This is a genomic window from Kitasatospora sp. NPDC087861, assembly GCF_044742585.1.
Classification (GTDB): domain Bacteria; phylum Actinomycetota; class Actinomycetes; order Streptomycetales; family Streptomycetaceae; genus Kitasatospora.
In genome coordinates, this window is the sequence record NZ_JBIUUS010000019.1 from 184,757 (window position 1) to 201,862 (window position 17,106).

Annotated in this window: 15 protein-coding genes; 1 reads left to right on the forward strand and 14 read right to left on the reverse strand. The window is 71.1% G+C overall.

The window, feature by feature from the left end:
* Positions 1–8: 8 nt before the first annotated feature.
* From ACIOJE_RS26190 to ACIOJE_RS26235, 10 genes are all read right to left on the reverse strand, one after another.
* Entirely contained in the window at positions 9–2,204 is a 2,196-nt protein-coding gene (locus ACIOJE_RS26190; protein ID WP_280683958.1) for a DEAD/DEAH box helicase, read from the reverse strand.
* 70 nt (positions 2,205–2,274) lie between these two features.
* Positions 2,275–2,589: a hypothetical protein gene (locus ACIOJE_RS26195; protein ID WP_280683956.1), complete on the reverse strand. Its 315-nt coding sequence runs from the start codon at positions 2,587–2,589 to the stop codon at positions 2,275–2,277.
* Positions 2,589–4,490: a glycoside hydrolase family 15 protein gene (locus tag ACIOJE_RS26200; protein ID WP_280683954.1), complete on the reverse strand. Its 1,902-nt coding sequence runs from the start codon at positions 4,488–4,490 to the stop codon at positions 2,589–2,591. The genes ACIOJE_RS26195 and ACIOJE_RS26200 overlap by 1 nt, the downstream gene beginning before the upstream one ends.
* Positions 4,491–4,528: 38 nt before the next feature.
* A complete protein-coding gene (locus ACIOJE_RS26205; protein WP_280683952.1) occupies positions 4,529–4,867 on the reverse strand; it encodes a hypothetical protein in 339 nt (112 codons plus the stop codon).
* 75 nt (positions 4,868–4,942) lie between these two features.
* On the reverse strand, positions 4,943–5,194 hold the full coding sequence (locus ACIOJE_RS26210) for a hypothetical protein (protein WP_280683950.1): 252 nt from the start codon (positions 5,192–5,194) through the stop codon (positions 4,943–4,945).
* Positions 5,191–5,712, reverse strand: coding sequence for a hypothetical protein (locus tag ACIOJE_RS26215; RefSeq protein ID WP_280683948.1), 522 nt, complete (start codon positions 5,710–5,712; stop codon positions 5,191–5,193). The genes ACIOJE_RS26210 and ACIOJE_RS26215 overlap by 4 nt, the downstream gene beginning before the upstream one ends.
* A 29-nt stretch (positions 5,713–5,741) precedes the next feature.
* Positions 5,742–7,259, reverse strand: coding sequence for a Mur ligase domain-containing protein (locus tag ACIOJE_RS26220; RefSeq protein WP_280683946.1), 1,518 nt, complete (start codon positions 7,257–7,259; stop codon positions 5,742–5,744).
* A gap of 89 nt (positions 7,260–7,348) precedes the next feature.
* Complete coding sequence (locus tag ACIOJE_RS26225) at positions 7,349–8,752, reverse strand: glutamine synthetase family protein (RefSeq protein ID WP_280683944.1); 1,404 nt, start codon at positions 8,750–8,752, stop codon at positions 7,349–7,351.
* Complete coding sequence (locus tag ACIOJE_RS26230; RefSeq protein ID WP_280683943.1) at positions 8,749–10,245, reverse strand: amino acid permease; 1,497 nt, start codon at positions 10,243–10,245, stop codon at positions 8,749–8,751. Before ACIOJE_RS26230 ends, ACIOJE_RS26225 begins: the two co-directional genes overlap by 4 nt.
* A gap of 66 nt (positions 10,246–10,311) precedes the next feature.
* Complete coding sequence (locus ACIOJE_RS26235) at positions 10,312–11,292, reverse strand: hypothetical protein (protein WP_280683941.1); 981 nt, start codon at positions 11,290–11,292, stop codon at positions 10,312–10,314.
* Positions 11,293–11,561: 269 nt separating this feature from the next.
* On the opposite strand from ACIOJE_RS26235, the gene ACIOJE_RS26240 reads away from it, so the two are divergent.
* Positions 11,562–12,896 (forward strand): helix-turn-helix transcriptional regulator, encoded by a 1,335-nt coding sequence (locus ACIOJE_RS26240; protein WP_280683939.1) that lies wholly within the window; start codon positions 11,562–11,564, stop codon positions 12,894–12,896.
* Here the strand turns inward: ACIOJE_RS26240 and ACIOJE_RS26245 are convergent.
* The 4 genes from ACIOJE_RS26245 to ACIOJE_RS26260 form a co-directional block, all read right to left on the reverse strand.
* Positions 12,874–14,661 (reverse strand): prolyl oligopeptidase family serine peptidase, encoded by a 1,788-nt coding sequence (locus ACIOJE_RS26245; RefSeq protein ID WP_280683937.1) that lies wholly within the window; start codon positions 14,659–14,661, stop codon positions 12,874–12,876. The two genes, ACIOJE_RS26240 and ACIOJE_RS26245, sit on opposite strands and share 23 nt — an antisense overlap.
* 159 nt (positions 14,662–14,820) lie before the next feature.
* A complete protein-coding gene (locus tag ACIOJE_RS26250; RefSeq protein ID WP_280683935.1) occupies positions 14,821–15,543 on the reverse strand; it encodes a dihydrofolate reductase family protein in 723 nt (240 codons plus the stop codon).
* Positions 15,544–15,718: 175 nt separating this feature from the next.
* A complete protein-coding gene (locus ACIOJE_RS26255; protein WP_280683933.1) occupies positions 15,719–16,180 on the reverse strand; it encodes a hypothetical protein in 462 nt (153 codons plus the stop codon).
* 364 nt (positions 16,181–16,544) lie between these two features.
* Positions 16,545–17,106: transposase (locus ACIOJE_RS26260; protein WP_400779246.1), on the reverse strand; the 562-nt coding region annotated here is incomplete at its 5' end.

Consider the following 17,106-nt stretch of genomic DNA (forward strand, 5'->3'; position numbering starts at 1 on the left):
GAGACGGTTCATGCGGTCGAACTGGCGAGGTGTGCGGGCGGTAGCGGTCCAGGGCATGGGCGGCTGTCACGGCCGCAGAACGGTGGGTTCTCCGCCGTGCGGCCTGTGGTGTCCGGGTTCGCGCGATCGGCCAGCGGAGGGAGGTCGACGCCGCACGCGGCGAGTTCGACACGTTGCCATGGGGTGAGCGTGCCCTTGCGGGCAATTTGCCGACAGTTCTTCAACCAGTTTCCAAGGCGGTCGCGGTCACCGCCCTTTCCCGACACCGGGACACGCGCGTGGCCGTTCTCCGCCACGAACTTGTTCAGCAGCTTGATGTTGTCCTTGAACCGGGCGTCTGCGACGTTGGCCACGAACCCCAGGCTGGTCAGTTCTTGGCGCTGCTCAGCGCTGAGAGAGGCGAATCGGACTCGCTTGCCGCGGACTTGGGCACCGAGGGGGCGTTGGCCGACGGTGGTGACGTATGTCGCGGGCACCAGGAGATCGCCGTTCTCGGCCTGGTAGTCGGTGAGATCCTGGACGAACTGTCCCCACTCGGCGTCCCTGCTGTTCCAGACCACGCCCAGTTCGTCGAGCCGGCGTGTGACGGAGGAAGGCAGGGAGCCGTGGCGGTGTCGGTACTTTGCGTTGTTCAGCCAGTGCCCGGTCCTCTCTCCGCTGGGGCCGATCCAGTCCCTGTCGACGCGAAGGTGGCCGTTCGCGGCGTGGAAGACCCTAAGGTCCTCGAGGTGGCGCTCCCTGCGGGACGCGGTGGAGAGGATGGTCCTGGTGGTGATCGCGTCGATGAAGCCCGTGGGGATCTCGGTCCCGCTGAAGGAGATCCACTTCGGCAGCAGTGACGCCGCCTGGGCCGGGCGGGTGGCGCGATCATGGCGGCGCATTCGGGTGAGGTGACGGCGGAGCCGGTCGTCCAGTGCCGCCATGGCCTCGATGGTGGCGATGACGGCGTCGAAGCCGCTGTCAGCGCGCTGGGCCGCGTCGACGGCGGCGATGGCCGGGACGATGATGGCCGCGACCTTGCGGCGGCTCGGGTCGCCTCGGCGCAGTGCCCGCCCGGCGATCTGGGTGATCTCAATCTTCGAGCGGCGTGGATCGACGATGGCGACCGCGTCCGCTTCCGGGGCGTCGTATCCCTCGATCAAGAGCCGGCTGTTCGTGACAACTGCCAGTCCCTCCGCGCTGGTACGGAACCGGTCGAGGATCCCCTGGCGGACAGAGCGGTCCTGCCGTCCGTTGACGTGCCCTGTCCACAGCGAGCACGGACGCTTCTCGGGCGGCAGGTATTCCATCGCGTGCTGGAGGACCTGGGCGAAGGCACGGGCGGCCGCCACCGTCGAGTGATAGGTGATCATCCGGCTGGCGCCGTGCTCCGCCGCCGCGCGCAATATCGAGATCGCCTTCGCCACAACGCTGGCCTCGACGTGCATGGGGCCCACAGCCAGGGACGTTTCCTGCTGCACGTGGTCGGTGACAGCCCGGTCGGCCGCGCCGGCGATGACCAGCTCGTAGTCGGCGAGGCGGTCCCGTTCGATCGCGTCGCCGACGGACAGACGGTGGGCGATGGGACCGAAGCGGTCGCGCCGGACCAGGATGCCGTCGTTGCCCACGAGGTCCCTGAGAGTGGCCGTCATGGACACGCGGAGCCGCGCCGGAACGAGCCGGTCGTCGTGGATCTGCGCCCAGCTGTTTCCGTCCGCGCGGTGGAGTTCGTCGGCGATGACGAGGCTCCAGGCGCCGGCCCCGGCGCGATGAGCGGCGATCACGGCGTTCAGGCTCTGGTAGGTGCAGACGGCGGTGATCCGTCGCCCTGCTGCCATACGGTCGACCAGTTCACGGGGGTCCCTGAGGACGCGGGCGGGGACACCGTCGGTGTCGCGGTTGAACCGATCGAGCACGCGTGGTTCGGAGCAGACCGCGAGGACCTCGCCGAGGGCATCGGCACCGAAGGCCCACAGCCACTGGGTGAGGGTCTGGGCGACCAGATCCAGTGTGGGTACGGCGATCAGCACACTGCCGGTGCGCGGGTCGACCACCTCCTGGGCGATGGCGCCCGCGGTCACGGTCTTCCCGGATCCGCAGGCCATCAGGATGACGACCCGTGAGACGTCGGTCAGCATCCCGCAGGCTTTGTCCACGGCCTCGTCCTGCTCTGGCCACAGCGTCAAGCCGGCGAAGGCGCGTGGATGGGTGAGGGTGGAGATCATGGCAGTCCTGCGGTAGGGGATACGGGCATGGGTGAGCGTCCTGGGCCCGACGGCGGGCCATGGGCATCGGTCACCGGTGCAGCAGCGCGAGCAGCCGGTCGTGCAGACGCTCCACGTCGCGGCTGTTGCCCAGGTTCCGGTGCTGGTCCTGGCTGGCGCTGTGCCAGCTGGCGGCGACCTCGGGCAGGTCGGCGAGCGCGGCGTCCAGGGCGGCCAGCGACTCCCGCCTGTCGGTGAACACCGCTGGCACGGCCACAAGTTGCCAGGGCGCGGGCCAGGGCTGTGCGGCGGGGTGGAGGTGGACGCCGCCGTGGATGTGCCCGGCCATCACCGCGGTGCCGCGCAGCCCGCCGCTGACGCGGTTGGCCACCTGGCCGTGTTCCACTACGCCACCACCATCGCGGCCGCCGGCTCCCGGGCGGTGGTGGTGGCGGGTTCGGTGCGCTGGGCGGGCAGCGGCGCGGGGCCGGCCTGGATCCGGCAGGAGTCCGCGAGCGCCAGCAGGGTGAACGCCTGTGGGTAGTTCCCGAGTTGGCGGCCGTTGACGGGGTCGTACTCCTCGGCGAGCAGGCCGAGGTCGTTGGGTAGGAGGAGGAGCCGGTCGAGGAGCTCGCGGGCCTCGTCGGGGCGGCCGATCGCGGCGAGGGCGTCGGCGAGCCAGAACGAGCAGGGCAGGAAGGCGCCCTCGTGTCCGGTGAGGCCGTCGACGTTGGCGCCGTCCCGGTCGTGGGTGGGGTAGCGGTGGACCAGGCCGTCCCGGGTGGTCAGCTCGCGCTGGACGGCTTCGACGGTGGCGATCACGCGCTTGTCGTCGCCCGGCAGGAACCCGACAGCGGGGATGAGCAGCAGCGCGGCGTCCAGGTCCCGCCCGCCGTAGTACTGGGTGAACACCCCGCGCTGCGGGTCGAGTCCGTTCGCGCAGACATCGGCGTGGATCTCGTCGCGCACCTCCCGCAGATGCCGCACGACGGCCGGGTCGACGGTGCGGCGGCGGGCGAGCAGGGTGGCGGCCCGGTCGAAGAACACCCAGCACATGAGCCTGGAGTGGGTGAAGTGGCGGCGCCGGCCGCGCACCTCCCAGATCCCCTCGTCGGGCTCGCGCCAGCGCTTCTCCACCTGCTCGGCCAGCGCGAGCAGCAGCGCGTCGGCACCCGGGTCGGGCCTCAGACCGGCGTCCTCCGCGACCAGCAGGGCGTCGGCGATCTCGCCGGGAACGTCGAGCTGGAGCTGACCGACGGCACCGTTGCCGACGCGCACCGGACGGGAGTTCTCGTAGCCGGGCAGGTGGCGCAGGACGTGCTCGTCAACGGGGTACTCGCCGTCGATCCCGTACAGCACCTGAAGGTTGGCGGGGTCGACGGTGGTGATGAGCCAGTCGCGCCAGGCGCGTGCCTCGTCCAGGTGGCCCAGCCGCGCCAGGGCGGCGGCGGTCAGCGCGGAGTCGCGCGGCCACACGTACCGGTAGTCCCAGTTCCGCTCGCCGCCGATGGCCTCGGGCAGCGAGGTGGTGGGCGCCGCGATGATCCCGCCGTCCATGTGGCACAGCGCCTTGAGGGTGATCGCGGCGCGCAGCACGGCGCCGTGGTGCGGGCCCTGATAGGTGCAGCCGGAGGACCAGGTCTCCCAGTACCGGGCAGTGTCGGCGAGTTCGCGAAGGCCGTCGGGCGGCGGCAGGGCCGGGCTGCGGGCGGGCTGCCAGGTGAGGGCGAGCACGAGCGTCTGGCTGGCGGCGACCTCGAAGTCGGCGCGGCAGCTGCCCTGGGTGCCGGGGCTGTGCCGGGGGCCGTCGAGCCAGTAGGAGTCGTGCAGGGAGGTGGCCGTGAGACAGGCCCGGCCGTGGTGCTCGGCGCGGTGGATGACCGGGTTGAGGCGGCCGTAGGCGGGGCGGGGGCGGAACTCGGAGGCGACGCGCACCAAGCCGCTGAGACCCTCGACGACGCGGATGATCTGCGCCGGGGCCGGGTCCGCCGAGTTCGGGGCGGGCATGAAGTCGGTGACCCGCACCGTGCCGTTCTCGGTGTCCCATTCCTGTTCGAGGATCAGGGAGTTGCCGCGGTAGCGGCGGCGGGCGCAGGGCGCGGGCGCGGTGGTGTCGTAGCGGGCGGGGGCGACGCGCCAGAAGCCGTGCTGCTCGGTTCCGAGCAGAGCGGCGAACACCGCCTCGGAGTCGGGGCGCGGCCAGCACAGCCAGGTGATCGCGCCGTCGCGGGTGACGAGGGCGGTTGAACGGGTGTTGCCGAGGAGGGCGTGGTCCTCGATTGGCGGGGTGGGCAGGGTGCGGGGCATGGGGTGGTCCTGACGTGGGTGGGAACCGGGTTCGTGGGTCAGCGGCCGGCGCGGGTGGGTGCCCGGAGGAGGTCGGGCGCGGCCGCGACGGTGGCCAGCAACCGGACGGCGACGTTCTGCCAGTCGGGGCGGTCGGCGACCAGGGCGCACGGGACCGCTATGGAGCTGGTGCGCATCAGTAGCCGCAGCAGCGGTGCGGGGACGCCGACGGGCACGGGGGAGCCCGTGGCCAGGAGGATGGGGGAGGCCCCGGACAGGCGGGTGACGGGTAGCTCGTCGAGCGTGGTGGCGTCGACGAGGATGCCTGCGCGGTTGATCAGGTGGCGGTCCAGGTCACGGGCGTCCAGACCGTCGGTAGGGGGTGGCGGAGTGCTCAATCTTCTTCTCTGTGGTCGAAGGGGTGCGGCCCAGGCCCGAACGGCCGCCATGGGTCGATGCGGTGGTGCGAATGCTCAGTTGGCTGGCCGGGATGGCTCCTCCTGGGAGGGGCCGGTGCGGCGTTTCGGCGTGGAGCGCGAGGCGAGCAGGCGGTCGGTGACGACCAAGGTGGCGAAGCCGACCAAGGCGAAGACCGCCAGGTAGAGCGGCTGGGTGAGCTGGGCGCGGTGCTGGAGGAGGTAGAGGGTGGCGGCCCTGACCTGGACTCCCAGCAGGAAGCAGACGATTCCGACGGCGGCCGGGCCCGGCGTGCGGTGGGTGCTCACGCCGCCTGTCCGCGGGGCAGAGTGGTGCGGCGGAACGGCTCGGTGGGCCAGGACGGGTCGATGTCGCTGAGCAGGACCATGCCGGCCAGGACGGCGGCGATGCTCGCCTGCACCTGGCTGCGGACACCCAGCCAGGCGCGCAGATCCCGGCCGTAGCCGCGCATCGTGGCGGGGGTGACGCCGAAGTCCGCCGCCAGCTCGGGCGTGATCCGCCCGCCGACCCAGCCCACGAGAACCCGGTGAAGGCGTGGCGGGAGCCGGATTGCGGTGGCGAGTGCGGCGCAGGGCTCGGCGGTGTCGGTGACGATGCTGTGCGCGGCGCCCCACGCGACGAGTTGCAGCACGGTGCGCGTGCCGGTGGCCGTGAGCAGCGAGGCGACGGCGGTATCGACCTCGGCGTTCTCCAGGCCGAGTTTGGGGTCGGCCGCGATCGTGCGGGTCTGGGAGCCGGCGGCGATGTGGCTGAGCAGCCGGACCTGGTGCTCGGACAGGGTGTGGGTGGGCAGGGCGGTGGCCATGGCGGCACCTTCGGTGGCCGGCGGGCGGTTCACGGGCGGTCAGCGGTCGGGGTAGCGGCCTGGGCGAGGTGTTCCAGCAGGCGGGGGCCGAGGCGGGCGGCGTCACCGGTGCCGATGACGAGTACCAGGTCGCCGGGCTCGGCGAGGCCGGTGACGAGCTGTTCGATGTCCCGCTCGCACGGGCCCGAGCGGACCCGATGGACCGTGTCGGAGCCCAGGGCTTCGACGGCGGCGGTGGCGACGGCGTCCAGCGGGTCCGCCTGGTGCAGCACGGTCAGAGGGGTGGCGGCCGGCAGCAGTACGGCCCGGTCGGCGGCCGCGAGGGCGGCGCCCAGCTCGGCGGCGTGCGCGCTGGTGCGGGCGATGCCATCCGGTTCCAGGACGGCGACGACCGAGCCCTCGGTGAGCATCCGGGCGGCCTCGACGTCCCTGGCGACCTCTTGGGGGTGCCGGGCGCGGGAGTCGCACACGGTGACCCGCGCCCGGGTACCGAGTTCGGTCAAGGAGCGCTCCACGCCGCCGAAGCGGGCCAGACGCTCGGCGACGGCCTCGGCACTCTCGCCCGCGACGAGGGCGGTGGCGATGGCGGCGCAGGCGGCCAGAGCGTGATGGTCGCCCGCGATCTTCACGACGAACTGGTGCTGCTCGCCCTGGTGGCGCAGCGTGAGGAGGTACCCGGTGCCGAGCCACCGGGGCTTGAGGACCCACACGTCGGCGCTCTCGTCGAGGCCGACGGTGACCACCGCGGGTCCGGGGCGGTCGGTGAGCCTCTCGTGCACGATCCTGGGGCCCTTCTCCCAGGTCGGCAGGACCACCGTGGCGGCGGCGCGGGCGAGGTTCGTGGCGGCGTCCAGAGCCTCGATGTTGTCCGCGAAGTGCGGGGCGTTCGCCGCGGTGGCGGTGATCAGAACCGTCGACGGGGACGGCCGCCGGTACCGGTTCGGGCTGTGCGGGCGGTGGCCCCACGCCCCGGGGGGCGCGGCCTCGTGGCCGTCGGTGTCCGGGCACAGGTCCACCACCAGGCGACGGCCTCCTCCCTGGCCGGGGCTACCGCCGACGTCGGGGGCGTTGAGGATCCAGCCGGTGCGGCCGTCGTCCAGGGCGGCGGCCAGGACCGCCGACGCGGTCGCCGTGGAGTGGCTGCCGCCGACGGCCACCAACGGCCGCCCGAAGCCCGCGCACACCTCGGCGAGCGCGTGCGCGCGGGCGAGCACCGGCAGCCCAAGTTTTTGGGCCCGGTCGAGTTCGGGGTGCGGGGCGACCACCACCCCCGGCCACACCACGGCCGTGCGGTCGGTGCGGACGTGCCCGGCGTCGAAGCCGACCGTGACCTCCACGCCGGCCGAGCGCAGCCGGTCGGCGGCCGGGCCGTCCTGGTCGGCGGGGTCGATGCTGCCGGTGACGTCCAAGCCACGGGAGGCCAGCCACAGCGCCAGGCCCTCCACTCCGGACGCGGTGGCGCCGACCAGGTGGGCCTTGGCCAGCAGATCGGGCCCGGCGGCGGTCTTCCCGCCCTTCTTCGCACGGGAATGGACGGCGGTGTCCATAAGAGTCCTCCAGCATGGTCAGGAACGGGGTGGGGTGGAACCGGGCCGGTCGCGGGCCCGGGGGTGTGGCGCCGCGACCGGCCCGGGGCTCAGGCCTGGGCGAAACCGCGCGCCAGCTCCGCGTCGGTGACGCGGGCGGCGTGGTGGTCGACCTCCAGGTCGGCGAGCGAGGCCAGGTGGGCGACGACGCGCTCGCCCAGCAGCTCGGAGGCGACGCGGCTGGTCTCGAACACGTCGATGGCGTAGTAGGGGTGGCGGGGCACCACCGGGAGGTCCTCGTCCCAGTCGGCGTTGCCGGTGACGGGCTCGCAGAGCTTGAGGTCGCCGGTGATGCCGTGGCGGACGCCGGCCACGGCGGCGGCCACGGCAAGGTAGGGATTGGCGTCCGCGCCGGGCAGGCGGACCTCCAGGTGGAGACCGCGTCCGTGGCCGACCACCCGCACCGCGCAGGACCTGTTGTCGCGCCCCCACACGAGCTTGGACGGCGCGAACGCGCCCCCGAGGCGCTTGTAGCTGTTCACGTACGGCGCCCACATCGGCGCGACCTGCGGCAGCACCTCCAGCAGCCCGGCGACGGCCCGCTCACCCAGCACCGACAGGGCGTGCTCGTCCTCCGCGGAGACCAGCAGAGCCTCGCCGTCCGCGGACCAGAGCGACAGGTGCAGGTGCATCCCGGAACCAACACCGGCCGCCGGGGCCGCCATGAACGTCGCCGCCAACCCCTGCTGCTCCGCCACCACCTTGGTGGCGTGTTTGAAGAGCACGTGCTGCTCGCAGGCCTCGCTGGCCGGACCGTACGGGAACGTCACCTCGATCTGACCGGGGGCGCTCTCCAACTTGACCGCCTCGACGGGCAGTCCGGCCTCGGCCAGGGCCTGCCGCAGCGACCGCGAGAAGCCGGCCGCCGTCACCGGCCGGTCGAGGGCGTAGTCGCGGTTGTCCCACGTCACCGGGCGCAGCCCCCGCCAGTCGGCCGCGGTCAAGTCGGTGCCCGTGCCCTGGTAGACGACGAACTCGGTCTCGATCCCGACCCGCACTTCGTAGCCAAGGTTCTGGAGCAGGGCGAGCTGCTTGTCCAGGATGGTGGCCGGGGCCAGCGGGTGCGGCCGGTCTCCGTCGACGGGGCGGGCGAACACGATGGCGGTGCCCGGCTCCCACGGGATCACGCGGGCGCGGTCGAGGTCGGGCAGCAGCGCGACGTCGCCGAAGCCGGACTCCCACGAGAACTCGCCGGTGGCCGGGGGCGTCATGCCCAGGTCTGTGCCGATCACGTACCCGCACATCTCCGGGGCGAGACGGCCCGACGCGAGGCGCGCCAGCAGCACCCCGGCGTCGAACTCCTTGCCCTTGAGTCGTCCCTGCACGTCGACGGCCGCCAGCACCACGGTGTCGAGGCCGAAGGCCTCCACCAGCTCCGGCAGCTGGCCGACCGGCCCGACGGGGTGGGTGGACTGGTCCGCCGGGGGACGGGCGGTGGGCATCGTGGGCCTCATACGATCTGCTCCTCGATCCGGGCCAGGTGCGGGTCCTCGACGACCGGCACGGAGAATTTCGAGCCGGCCATCCGCCACCACGCTCCCGCCAGGGCGAGGACGACCAGCAGCGTGACGGGCGCGTAGTTGAACGTCTCGACGGTCACCGGGTAGCGCTGCGGCAGGCACACCAGCACCGTCAGCACCACCACCCACGCCACGGCGGCGATCCCGACCGGGCGGCTCCACCGCCCCAGGCTCCACGGGCCCGGGACGAACCGGTCCCGCTGCCGCAACCGCAGGTACACGGGGATGATGTAACTGGGTGTCATCCCGATCACGTTCACTGCGGTCACCGCCCCGTACGCGACCGGCGACCACAACGACGGCACCGCCAGCACGAACGCCACCGACACCGCGAGCCACACCGCTGCCACCGGCACCCCGTCGGGAGACACGCGGCGCCACGTCGCCGAGCCGGGCAACGCGTTGTCCCGGGAGAACGCGTAGACCATCCTGCTCGCGGCCGTGGTCTCGGCCGACCCGCAGAACAACTGCGCGCCGATCACGACCAGCAGCAGCAGCTTCGCGCCGGTCGTCCCGACCGCGTCCAGGAAGATCTGCGCCGGCGGCACCGCCGCACCCGCCGTGCCGGAGTAGTCCTGCACCGCGAACAGCAGGCCGGCCAGCAGCACGAACCCAGCCAGCAACGAGACCCAGATCGACCGCACGATGCCGCGCGGAGCGGCCAGGCTCGCCTCCTTCGTCTCCTCCGAAAGGTGCGCGCTCGCGTCGTAGCCGCAGAACGTGTAGCCGGCCAACAGCAGCCCGATGGCGCTCACGTAGACCGGGTTCGACCAGCCGGTCTGGTTGACGAAGTGCCCGAACACGAAGCTGGCGTCCTGGTGGTGGGAGGGGACGATTGCGAGCACGCCGACGATCACCGCCACACCCAGCAGGTGCCACCACACCGAGACGCCGTTGAGCAGGCCCACCACCCGGACACCGACCACGTTCAGCAGGGCGTGCAGCACCAGGACCCCGGCGAAGATCGTGAGGATCAGGCCCGGGGTCGGCACGACGCCCCACTGGAGCCCGGCAAACGCGGCGATGAACGAGGCGGCGCCGTAGTCGATGCCCGCTATCCCGCCCAGCAACCCCAGCAGGTTGAGCCAGCCGGTCACCCAGCCCCAGCGCGGGCCGCCGAGGCGCTGGGACATGAAGTAAAGGCCGCCGGACGTGGGGTAGGCGCTGGTGACCTCGGCCAGCGAGAGGCCCACCAGCAGCACGGCCAGGCCGACGCCAACCCAGCCCCACATCATCACGGCCGGACCGCCGGTCACCAGCCCGAACCCGAACAGCGTCATGCAGCCGCTGAGCACCGAGATGACCGAGAAGCTGACGGCGAAGTTCCCGAATCCGCCCATCCGGCGGACCAGTTCGGGTTCGTAGCCCAGCGACCGAAGATGGTCGTCGTCCTCGCGGGCGGGGGCGGATCGGTGGGACCATGACATGGGGGGACCTCCGTAGGAGAGTCGATGGTGTTGGGAGTGCCCGGCCGGCCAGCAGGGCGGAGGAGGTCAACGGGTGGCGGCGAACGACTGGGCCATGGCCTGTCGCAGGGCGTCGTTCGGCCGGGGCGCCAGGCTCACCCAGGGCTGGGAGGACACGAACGGCGTCAGGGCCGCGAACACCTGGGCGGCCTGCCGGGGATGGCGGGTGGCCCAGAGAGCGTGGGCGAGGTGGTGTTCGTCCGTCACCGGCCACCGGCCCTGCTCGCCGGGCGCCGCCCGCCAGTTCTCGTAGGCCTGGAGGACCGTGGAGCGGACGACGTCGTCCCCCGTCCATTGCAGGAGGACCGCGTCCTTGCGCTCCGCCCGGCGGTAGCGATCGACATGCAGGTACAGCGGAAGGGCGTGAAGAGGCGAGCCTTCCGGCGCGCCGGTCAGGTAGGTCGCCAGGAAGTTGGTCGCGGCGCCGCTCTCACCCCGTGCGAGCCAGACCCTGAGCACGCGGTGGAACGCCTCCCGGTTCCACGGATCCGCCCGACGGACCTGGTCGAACAGGCCCCACGGACCCGGCGGGATCATCTGGTCGGGCCCCGGAACCCGGTGCTCGGGACGGATCTGTGTCGGGTCGAGCGAAGCCAGCGTGAGGAGGCCGATCCACGGCACCGGGTCGTCGGCGAGAGTGGAGGCGGCCCACCAGCACATCTCCCTAGCCGCCTGCTCCAGCAACGCGACCCTTCGCGGGTCCGCTGGCTGAGACCGGGTCATGAGGGCCTGCTCCACGGCAACCCGCGCCCGCAGAGTCACCAAGCCGGTGTTCGCCGGGTCCGCCGCCGCCCAGTGGTCCAGGACGTCGGTGTGCGCGGCAACCGAGGCGAGGATCTGGGTGCGGGAGGTCCACGCCGGCCAGTTGCCCCACGTGGCGGCCAACAGGGCGCGGGCTGCCATCCACCGGCCGCGCTGCAGCTCCTCCACCGCCCCGCGAAGCTCGCCGTCGTGGCCGGCAGGGTGCTGGACGAACCGACCTGGATCAAGGGTGAAAGCTGTGTTCACGGCCGGGGTCCTTTCTGAGGTGATGCCTATCGCGCCGGAAACACGGGCGGGAGGGCTGGGCAAGTCCGAGGGCCCGAGCCTGTGCGATGGGCGGGTCCGACCGCCGCTGCCGAACTTGGGCGGGTCATACGGAACCACCAGCCAAAGCCCGTGTGACAGTGCAGACTTGTTGCATCGTGTGGCGTTGATGTTGAAAATCTGCCCATGACCTGCGAAGTCAGCGAGCCAAATTCTCTGGGGGCGTAATGACGCGATGGGGACGGCTCGCCGTGTTGCGCAGGGCTGCCGGCTACACCCAGGAACAGCTGGCGACGGCGATGGATGTGGACCGGACGACAATCCACCGGTGGGAGAATGGCAAGGCGACGCCGCGCCCGTGGCAGATGCCGAAGCTCGCCAGACTGCTGGAGGTCTCCCAGGACGAGTTGCGCTCCGCCGTCTTCGGAAACCCGGATGCTGATTGCGCTCCCCGATCGGAAGTAGAGGCAGGGAGGGGCGAGTTCGCGGCGGATGCGCTTTCGCTGCCAGGACCAGGTATCAGCGGGCAAGGAGCCACGTCCAACGTGGGCGATGTTGGACCGCGGCTCGCCACGGTAGACGCCCTGATCGGCGACTGGGCATCCGTCAACTCGAAGACTTCAGCTCCCGCTCTGTCGCTGTGGGTGACGGATGAAGATGTCGTTGTCGCGGAGGGTATGCTCGGCATGTTCCGCCAGCTCGACCACACGCACGGGGCCCGTCAGCACTGGCGGCAGGTCAGCTCCTACATCGACACCGAACTCGAAGGCCTTCTGCGCCGGCCTGCCGTCGATGAACAGGTCGCGCTTCAACGTGCCCAGCTCACGGTCGGGTTCTGCGAGCTTGCCGGGTACCAGGCCGTCGACATCGGCAACCCCGACCGGGCCCAGGAGTACTACCAGCGCGCCTTGGCCCTGACGACGGCAACTGGCGATCGGGCGTACGGTGCCTACCTCGTGGCAGTGAACCTCGGGCACCTCGCCCTGCACCGTGGGAACCCGGAGACCGCCCTGCGGTGGGCCTCTTCCGCCCGCGCCGCAGCCGGTACCGCCGCGAGCCCGGCCACACGGGCGGCCATCACCGCCGTCGTCGCCCGGGCGAACGCCAGAATGCTCAGGGAAGGCGAGGCGACCCAGTTGATCCTCGAAGCGGAGAAGCTCCTCGACGCAGCCAGCGTGGAAGACGAACCCACCTGGATCCGCTACTTCACCCACGCCTACCTCGCGGACGAGGCCGCGCACTGCCTCCACGACCTCGGCCGTGCGCCGGACGCCAGGATCCAGCTCGCCGACGCGCTCGGGGGCGTCGGCAAGGACAAAGTCCGTCGGCGCGCGATCGACGCGGCTCTGCTCGCCGCGACCTGGCTGCGCAGCGGGGACGTCGACCAGGCATGCGCGGTCGGCCGCGATGCCGTCGTCTACGCCGCCCGGACAGGATCAGGACGGTGTATCGAGCGGGTGGCCGGCATCCTGGCCGACCTGCAGACACACGCCGACTACGTCGCGGTCCGGGAACTGCGCGAGTTCGCCCGGGCCGTGCTGCCGGACGCCGACAGGCTGGCGGTCATGCTGGCAGGCGGCTCATGATGCGCCGGTAGAAGTCGAGTTCGGCGCGGAGCGCCTGCTCCCGTGCCAAGGGCGCCGACAGGTAGTGGTCGCCGCCCTCTAACAGCAGGCTGCTATGGTCACCGCCTCGGCCGGCCAGCTCCTCGGCGAAGTGCATGGCCTCCTCCGCAGACGTGATCGTGTCGGCGGAGCCGTGGATCACCAGCACGGGGCAGCGGACTCGCTCGGGCTTCACCGCGCTGGCCGGGCCTCGCAGCACAGCTGCGTGCGGACGCTGGAACGCCGGAACAGACAGCTCCCACCGCGCGGGGTCGATGATCGCCGAGATGGCTGTCGCGGCAGTGAACGGTCCCGGACGGCATGCCGCCTGGAGCGCCGTGTACCCGCCCGCGCTCGCCCCGCTGACGAACACCGCTCCAGGAGTCGCCTGGCCGATCGTCAGGAGATGCTCTGCGACGGCTGCGCAGTCGTCGACGTCGTAGGCGCCCCAGTGGCCGTGCAGCGACTGTCGGAAGACGCGTCCCTGACCCGTGCTGCCTCGGTAGAGAACTTCGGCGACGATGAAGCCGTGGCTGACGAAATACTGAGTGACCCAGTCCAGCCGTAGGGGGACGTCGTCCGTCGGACCGGGATGGGCCCGGATGAGGAGAGGCCTCGGTCGCGTGTCCCCGGGTCGCAGGTGCAGCAGGAAGCGCACCGGCCCACCCGGACCCGCGATGGTCTCAACCGCGGGGGGAACCGGCTTCCAGGGCACAGGGACCTCGGAAGCCTTACCCATCGGGAGGGCATGGGCGTCCGTCTGTGCTGCCAGGTCGACCGACCAGATGGCCGGTGGGCTGCTGGCCGTGGAGCCGACCACGGCCAGGAGGCTGCCGTCGACGGTGACGTACGGCTTCACGGACGTGAGATTCGAACCGAGCCGCCGCCGACGACCCTCGGAGTCGACGGCGAGCAGCTCGGTGGCAAGCCCGTCCATCACCGTCAGCACGACGGTGCCGTCTCCGGTGAAACCGTACGACTGGTAGCCGCCTTCCCAGGGCGCCGGTGCGCAGTCCGCCTCGATCAGCGCGACTGCCTCCACCACGGCATCGCGCAGCCGGTACAGGTTCCACCACCCTGTCCGGTCCGACACGAAGTACAACAGGCCGTCCGGTCCCCACGACGGCTGCACCACCGACTCCCCGGAGCCGCCCGCCACAACGCGCGTTGGCCCGACGGTGTCCGATCGAACGTCGGCCAGCACGAGGCGAGTGCTGTCCCACGGCATCTGGTCGCGCTGCCACTCCACGTACGCCAGGGTTCCTGCCGCCAGCCGAGGAGAGCCGAGGAACCCGCGGGAGCGAACCAAGACCCGGGGGTGCCCGGCCCGGGACACGGCGATGATCTCGTCCACGGTGTCGTCCCCGCGAATCGCGAGCAGACCGCCGCCCGGTGCCGGAGCGAGGTCTCCGTACTGCGTGGACCCGACGACAGAGTCGATCCGCTCCGGCACGCGGCCAGCCGCGTGCCGGAGGAGGGAACCGTCGTCACCGACGAACCACACTCCCTCCGATGTCACTGCGAAGGCGCCGCCACCGTAGGCGTGGAGCTGACCTCCGACTGAGAGGTCGGGGGGCGTCACCGCGACGGCTGTGCCCGACCGGTCGGCGCGCATGACCCGGCGGCATCCGCCGTGATCGGGATCCGACTGCAGCCACCACAGTGAGCCCGACGCCGACCGGAGCTCGTCGTACGCCACCACCTTCCGGGCCACCCACTCGGGCGGGAGCCCGATGACGTCGGTCATACAGTCGCGGTCCTCTCAGCATGCGCTGCTGGCTGCTCGTAGGCTATCCGCCGCCTGGAGAGCCACCGTACCCGGCCGTGGGCCGAGGAACCCTTCGAAGCCAACAGCGGTGGCTCGCCCGCACGGGGGGCTCAACGACCGGCGTGACGAACCCGAAGATCAGTTGGACGCAGGCTTGGGGGCGTACCGCAGCAGCACGACGTCGCCGATCGTCCGGGCTTCCAGAAGTCCCATCCGTCGGCTGCTTCCACCGGGGTAGTCCGCCGGGTGGAGGAAGCGTGGTGCGGCGGCGTCGCCGACGAGCAGCGGGGCGATGGCGAGGTGGATCTCGTCGGCCAGCCCCTGGGAGAGGAACTGGGTGTGGATCTGCCCGCCGCCTTCGACCATGAGGCGCTCGACCCCGCGGGTAGCGAGATCGTCGAGCACCGCGCCGAAGTCGACGGTGGGGCCGGTGCTCACGACGTCGGTAAGGCCGTCGAGCGTCTCCCGGAGCTTCGGCGCGGCAGCGTCGGTGGTGTAGACGACCTTCTTGTCGCCGAAGTGCCAGAACTTGAGGTCCCGGCCCAGGTCGCCGCTGGCGGAGATGGTGACCTTGAGCGGGTACTCGGGCTTGCCGGCCGCGGTCCGGTCGGCGCGGCGCTTGTCGCTGTTGACCAGCAGACGGGGATTGTCGCTGCGCAGGGTGTTTCCGCCGATGAGGATGGCGTCGGATTCGGCGCGGACCTGGTCGACGCGGTCGAAATCCTCCGCGTTGGACAGCAGCAGACGCTCGGGGGAGGCGTCGTCGATGTGACCGTCGACGGAGGTCGCGACGCTCAACAGGACGAAGGGGCGGGAGGCCATCGGCGGTCCGTTCTCTCGGGACAACAGGGCTCTGGTCATCACACTTCATGGTGATCACCGTGCCGCCCAGTACTGGGCGGACCTTGAATGGAGCTGGCCGGCAAGCCGCGACACCGGAACGGGACGCGGCTGGTGCCGACGCCCCAAGGCCGTTCCGTTGTCCAGAGAACGGAAAAAACCCCGTGGTCAGCCAAAGCCTGGCCACTCCCAGGGCTCAGGTGTCGTAGAGACCGTCCCATGGCGGGCTGAACCCCAAACCACCTGGGTAGAACTCGGCCCAGTCGTCTTCTTCCTCGCCGTCGGGATACTCACCGTGGCATTCAGGGACCAAACCGAAGAGGATCCCGTCGACCGTGAGTTGGAAGGGGCGGATGGCGATGTCGCAGTACTCGCGGCCAGGCAGAGCATCCAGCCATTCAGCCAGCCGCTCATCCACTCCATGGCCAGGTCCGGGACCCGGGCACCAGATGTCGGAGTCGACGTAGTTTCCGCTGTGATCGAAGCGGTGAAGGATGGCATACCAGCGCTTGTGATCACCCCAGTCGGGACCGTGCTTGTAGCCGGGTGGGAATCCGCCAGTGATCCAGGCGAAGAACAGGCCGCCGTCGAAGCGGCCGATCGTCTCGGTGCGGAAGTCCGGCTCGTGTTGAATCGGTATGAGGTCTGGGATCGCCACGGCCGGACCCTAGCCGATCACCAGGGGGCTGTCAGCCTGAGGTTAAAGAACAAACGTACGTCCAGCAGCTCGGGCATTCGAGCAGGTGAGAGGAGGTTCGGATGTAACCGGGCGTCAAGCTCAAGGCAGCCAGCCGGTGCGAGTCCGGTCCGGGGAGACGCCAGGGTCCCCGGTAGCTGACTCCCGGCGTCGTTCGAGAGGGCGGCGTCGAAGTGGAGTGACAAGCGTCCTTCGGGGGCGTGCGACCGACCAGTCCGCAACATGAAGTGAAGCCTGCAGCGCCGTCATTTAACCCCCGCTCCGAGAGAGGTGGGCCAAGGAGGAGCCGAGCCTGACTCTGTCGGGGATCTTGGTCGCTACGGCGTCAGCTGACGGCTCGCCAGGAACGCAAGCGCTGGATACCTTGCTGGTCGAGGTGCTCCTGGAAGGCAGTCGGTGGTCGTGGGGGCGTGCTCTCGCCCGGAGACTGCCGGCTGAGGCGTTCGATGTTGACGGCGATGGCGGTGAGCACGTGCTGCAGGTGGGCCTTGGCCAGGCCGCGGTATCGGCAGTGGCGCATGCCGTGGCCGTGGGCGAACTCGCAGATCGTGCCCTCGATGCCGGACCGCACCGCGTAGCGCTTGTGCCAGGCCGGTTCCTGCTGCTCGGCACGGTTGCGTATCTGCAGTTCGTGCAGCTCGCGCGGGGGGAAGCCCACATTGCGGGCGGCGTCGCGGGAGGTGGTGCACTTGGCCCGGACTGGGCAGGGCTGGCATTGGCTCTTGGTGAAGCGGGCCACGATGAGCGGGGCGGCGGTCGGCGAGGATGTCGGGTAGGGGCCGTGCCAGCCCTTGCTGACCTGGCCCTGCGGGCAGGTGACCTCCTGGCGGTCGAAGTCGATGCGGAAGTCGTCACGGGCGAAGCCCTCGCCCCGGCGGTGCTGGAGG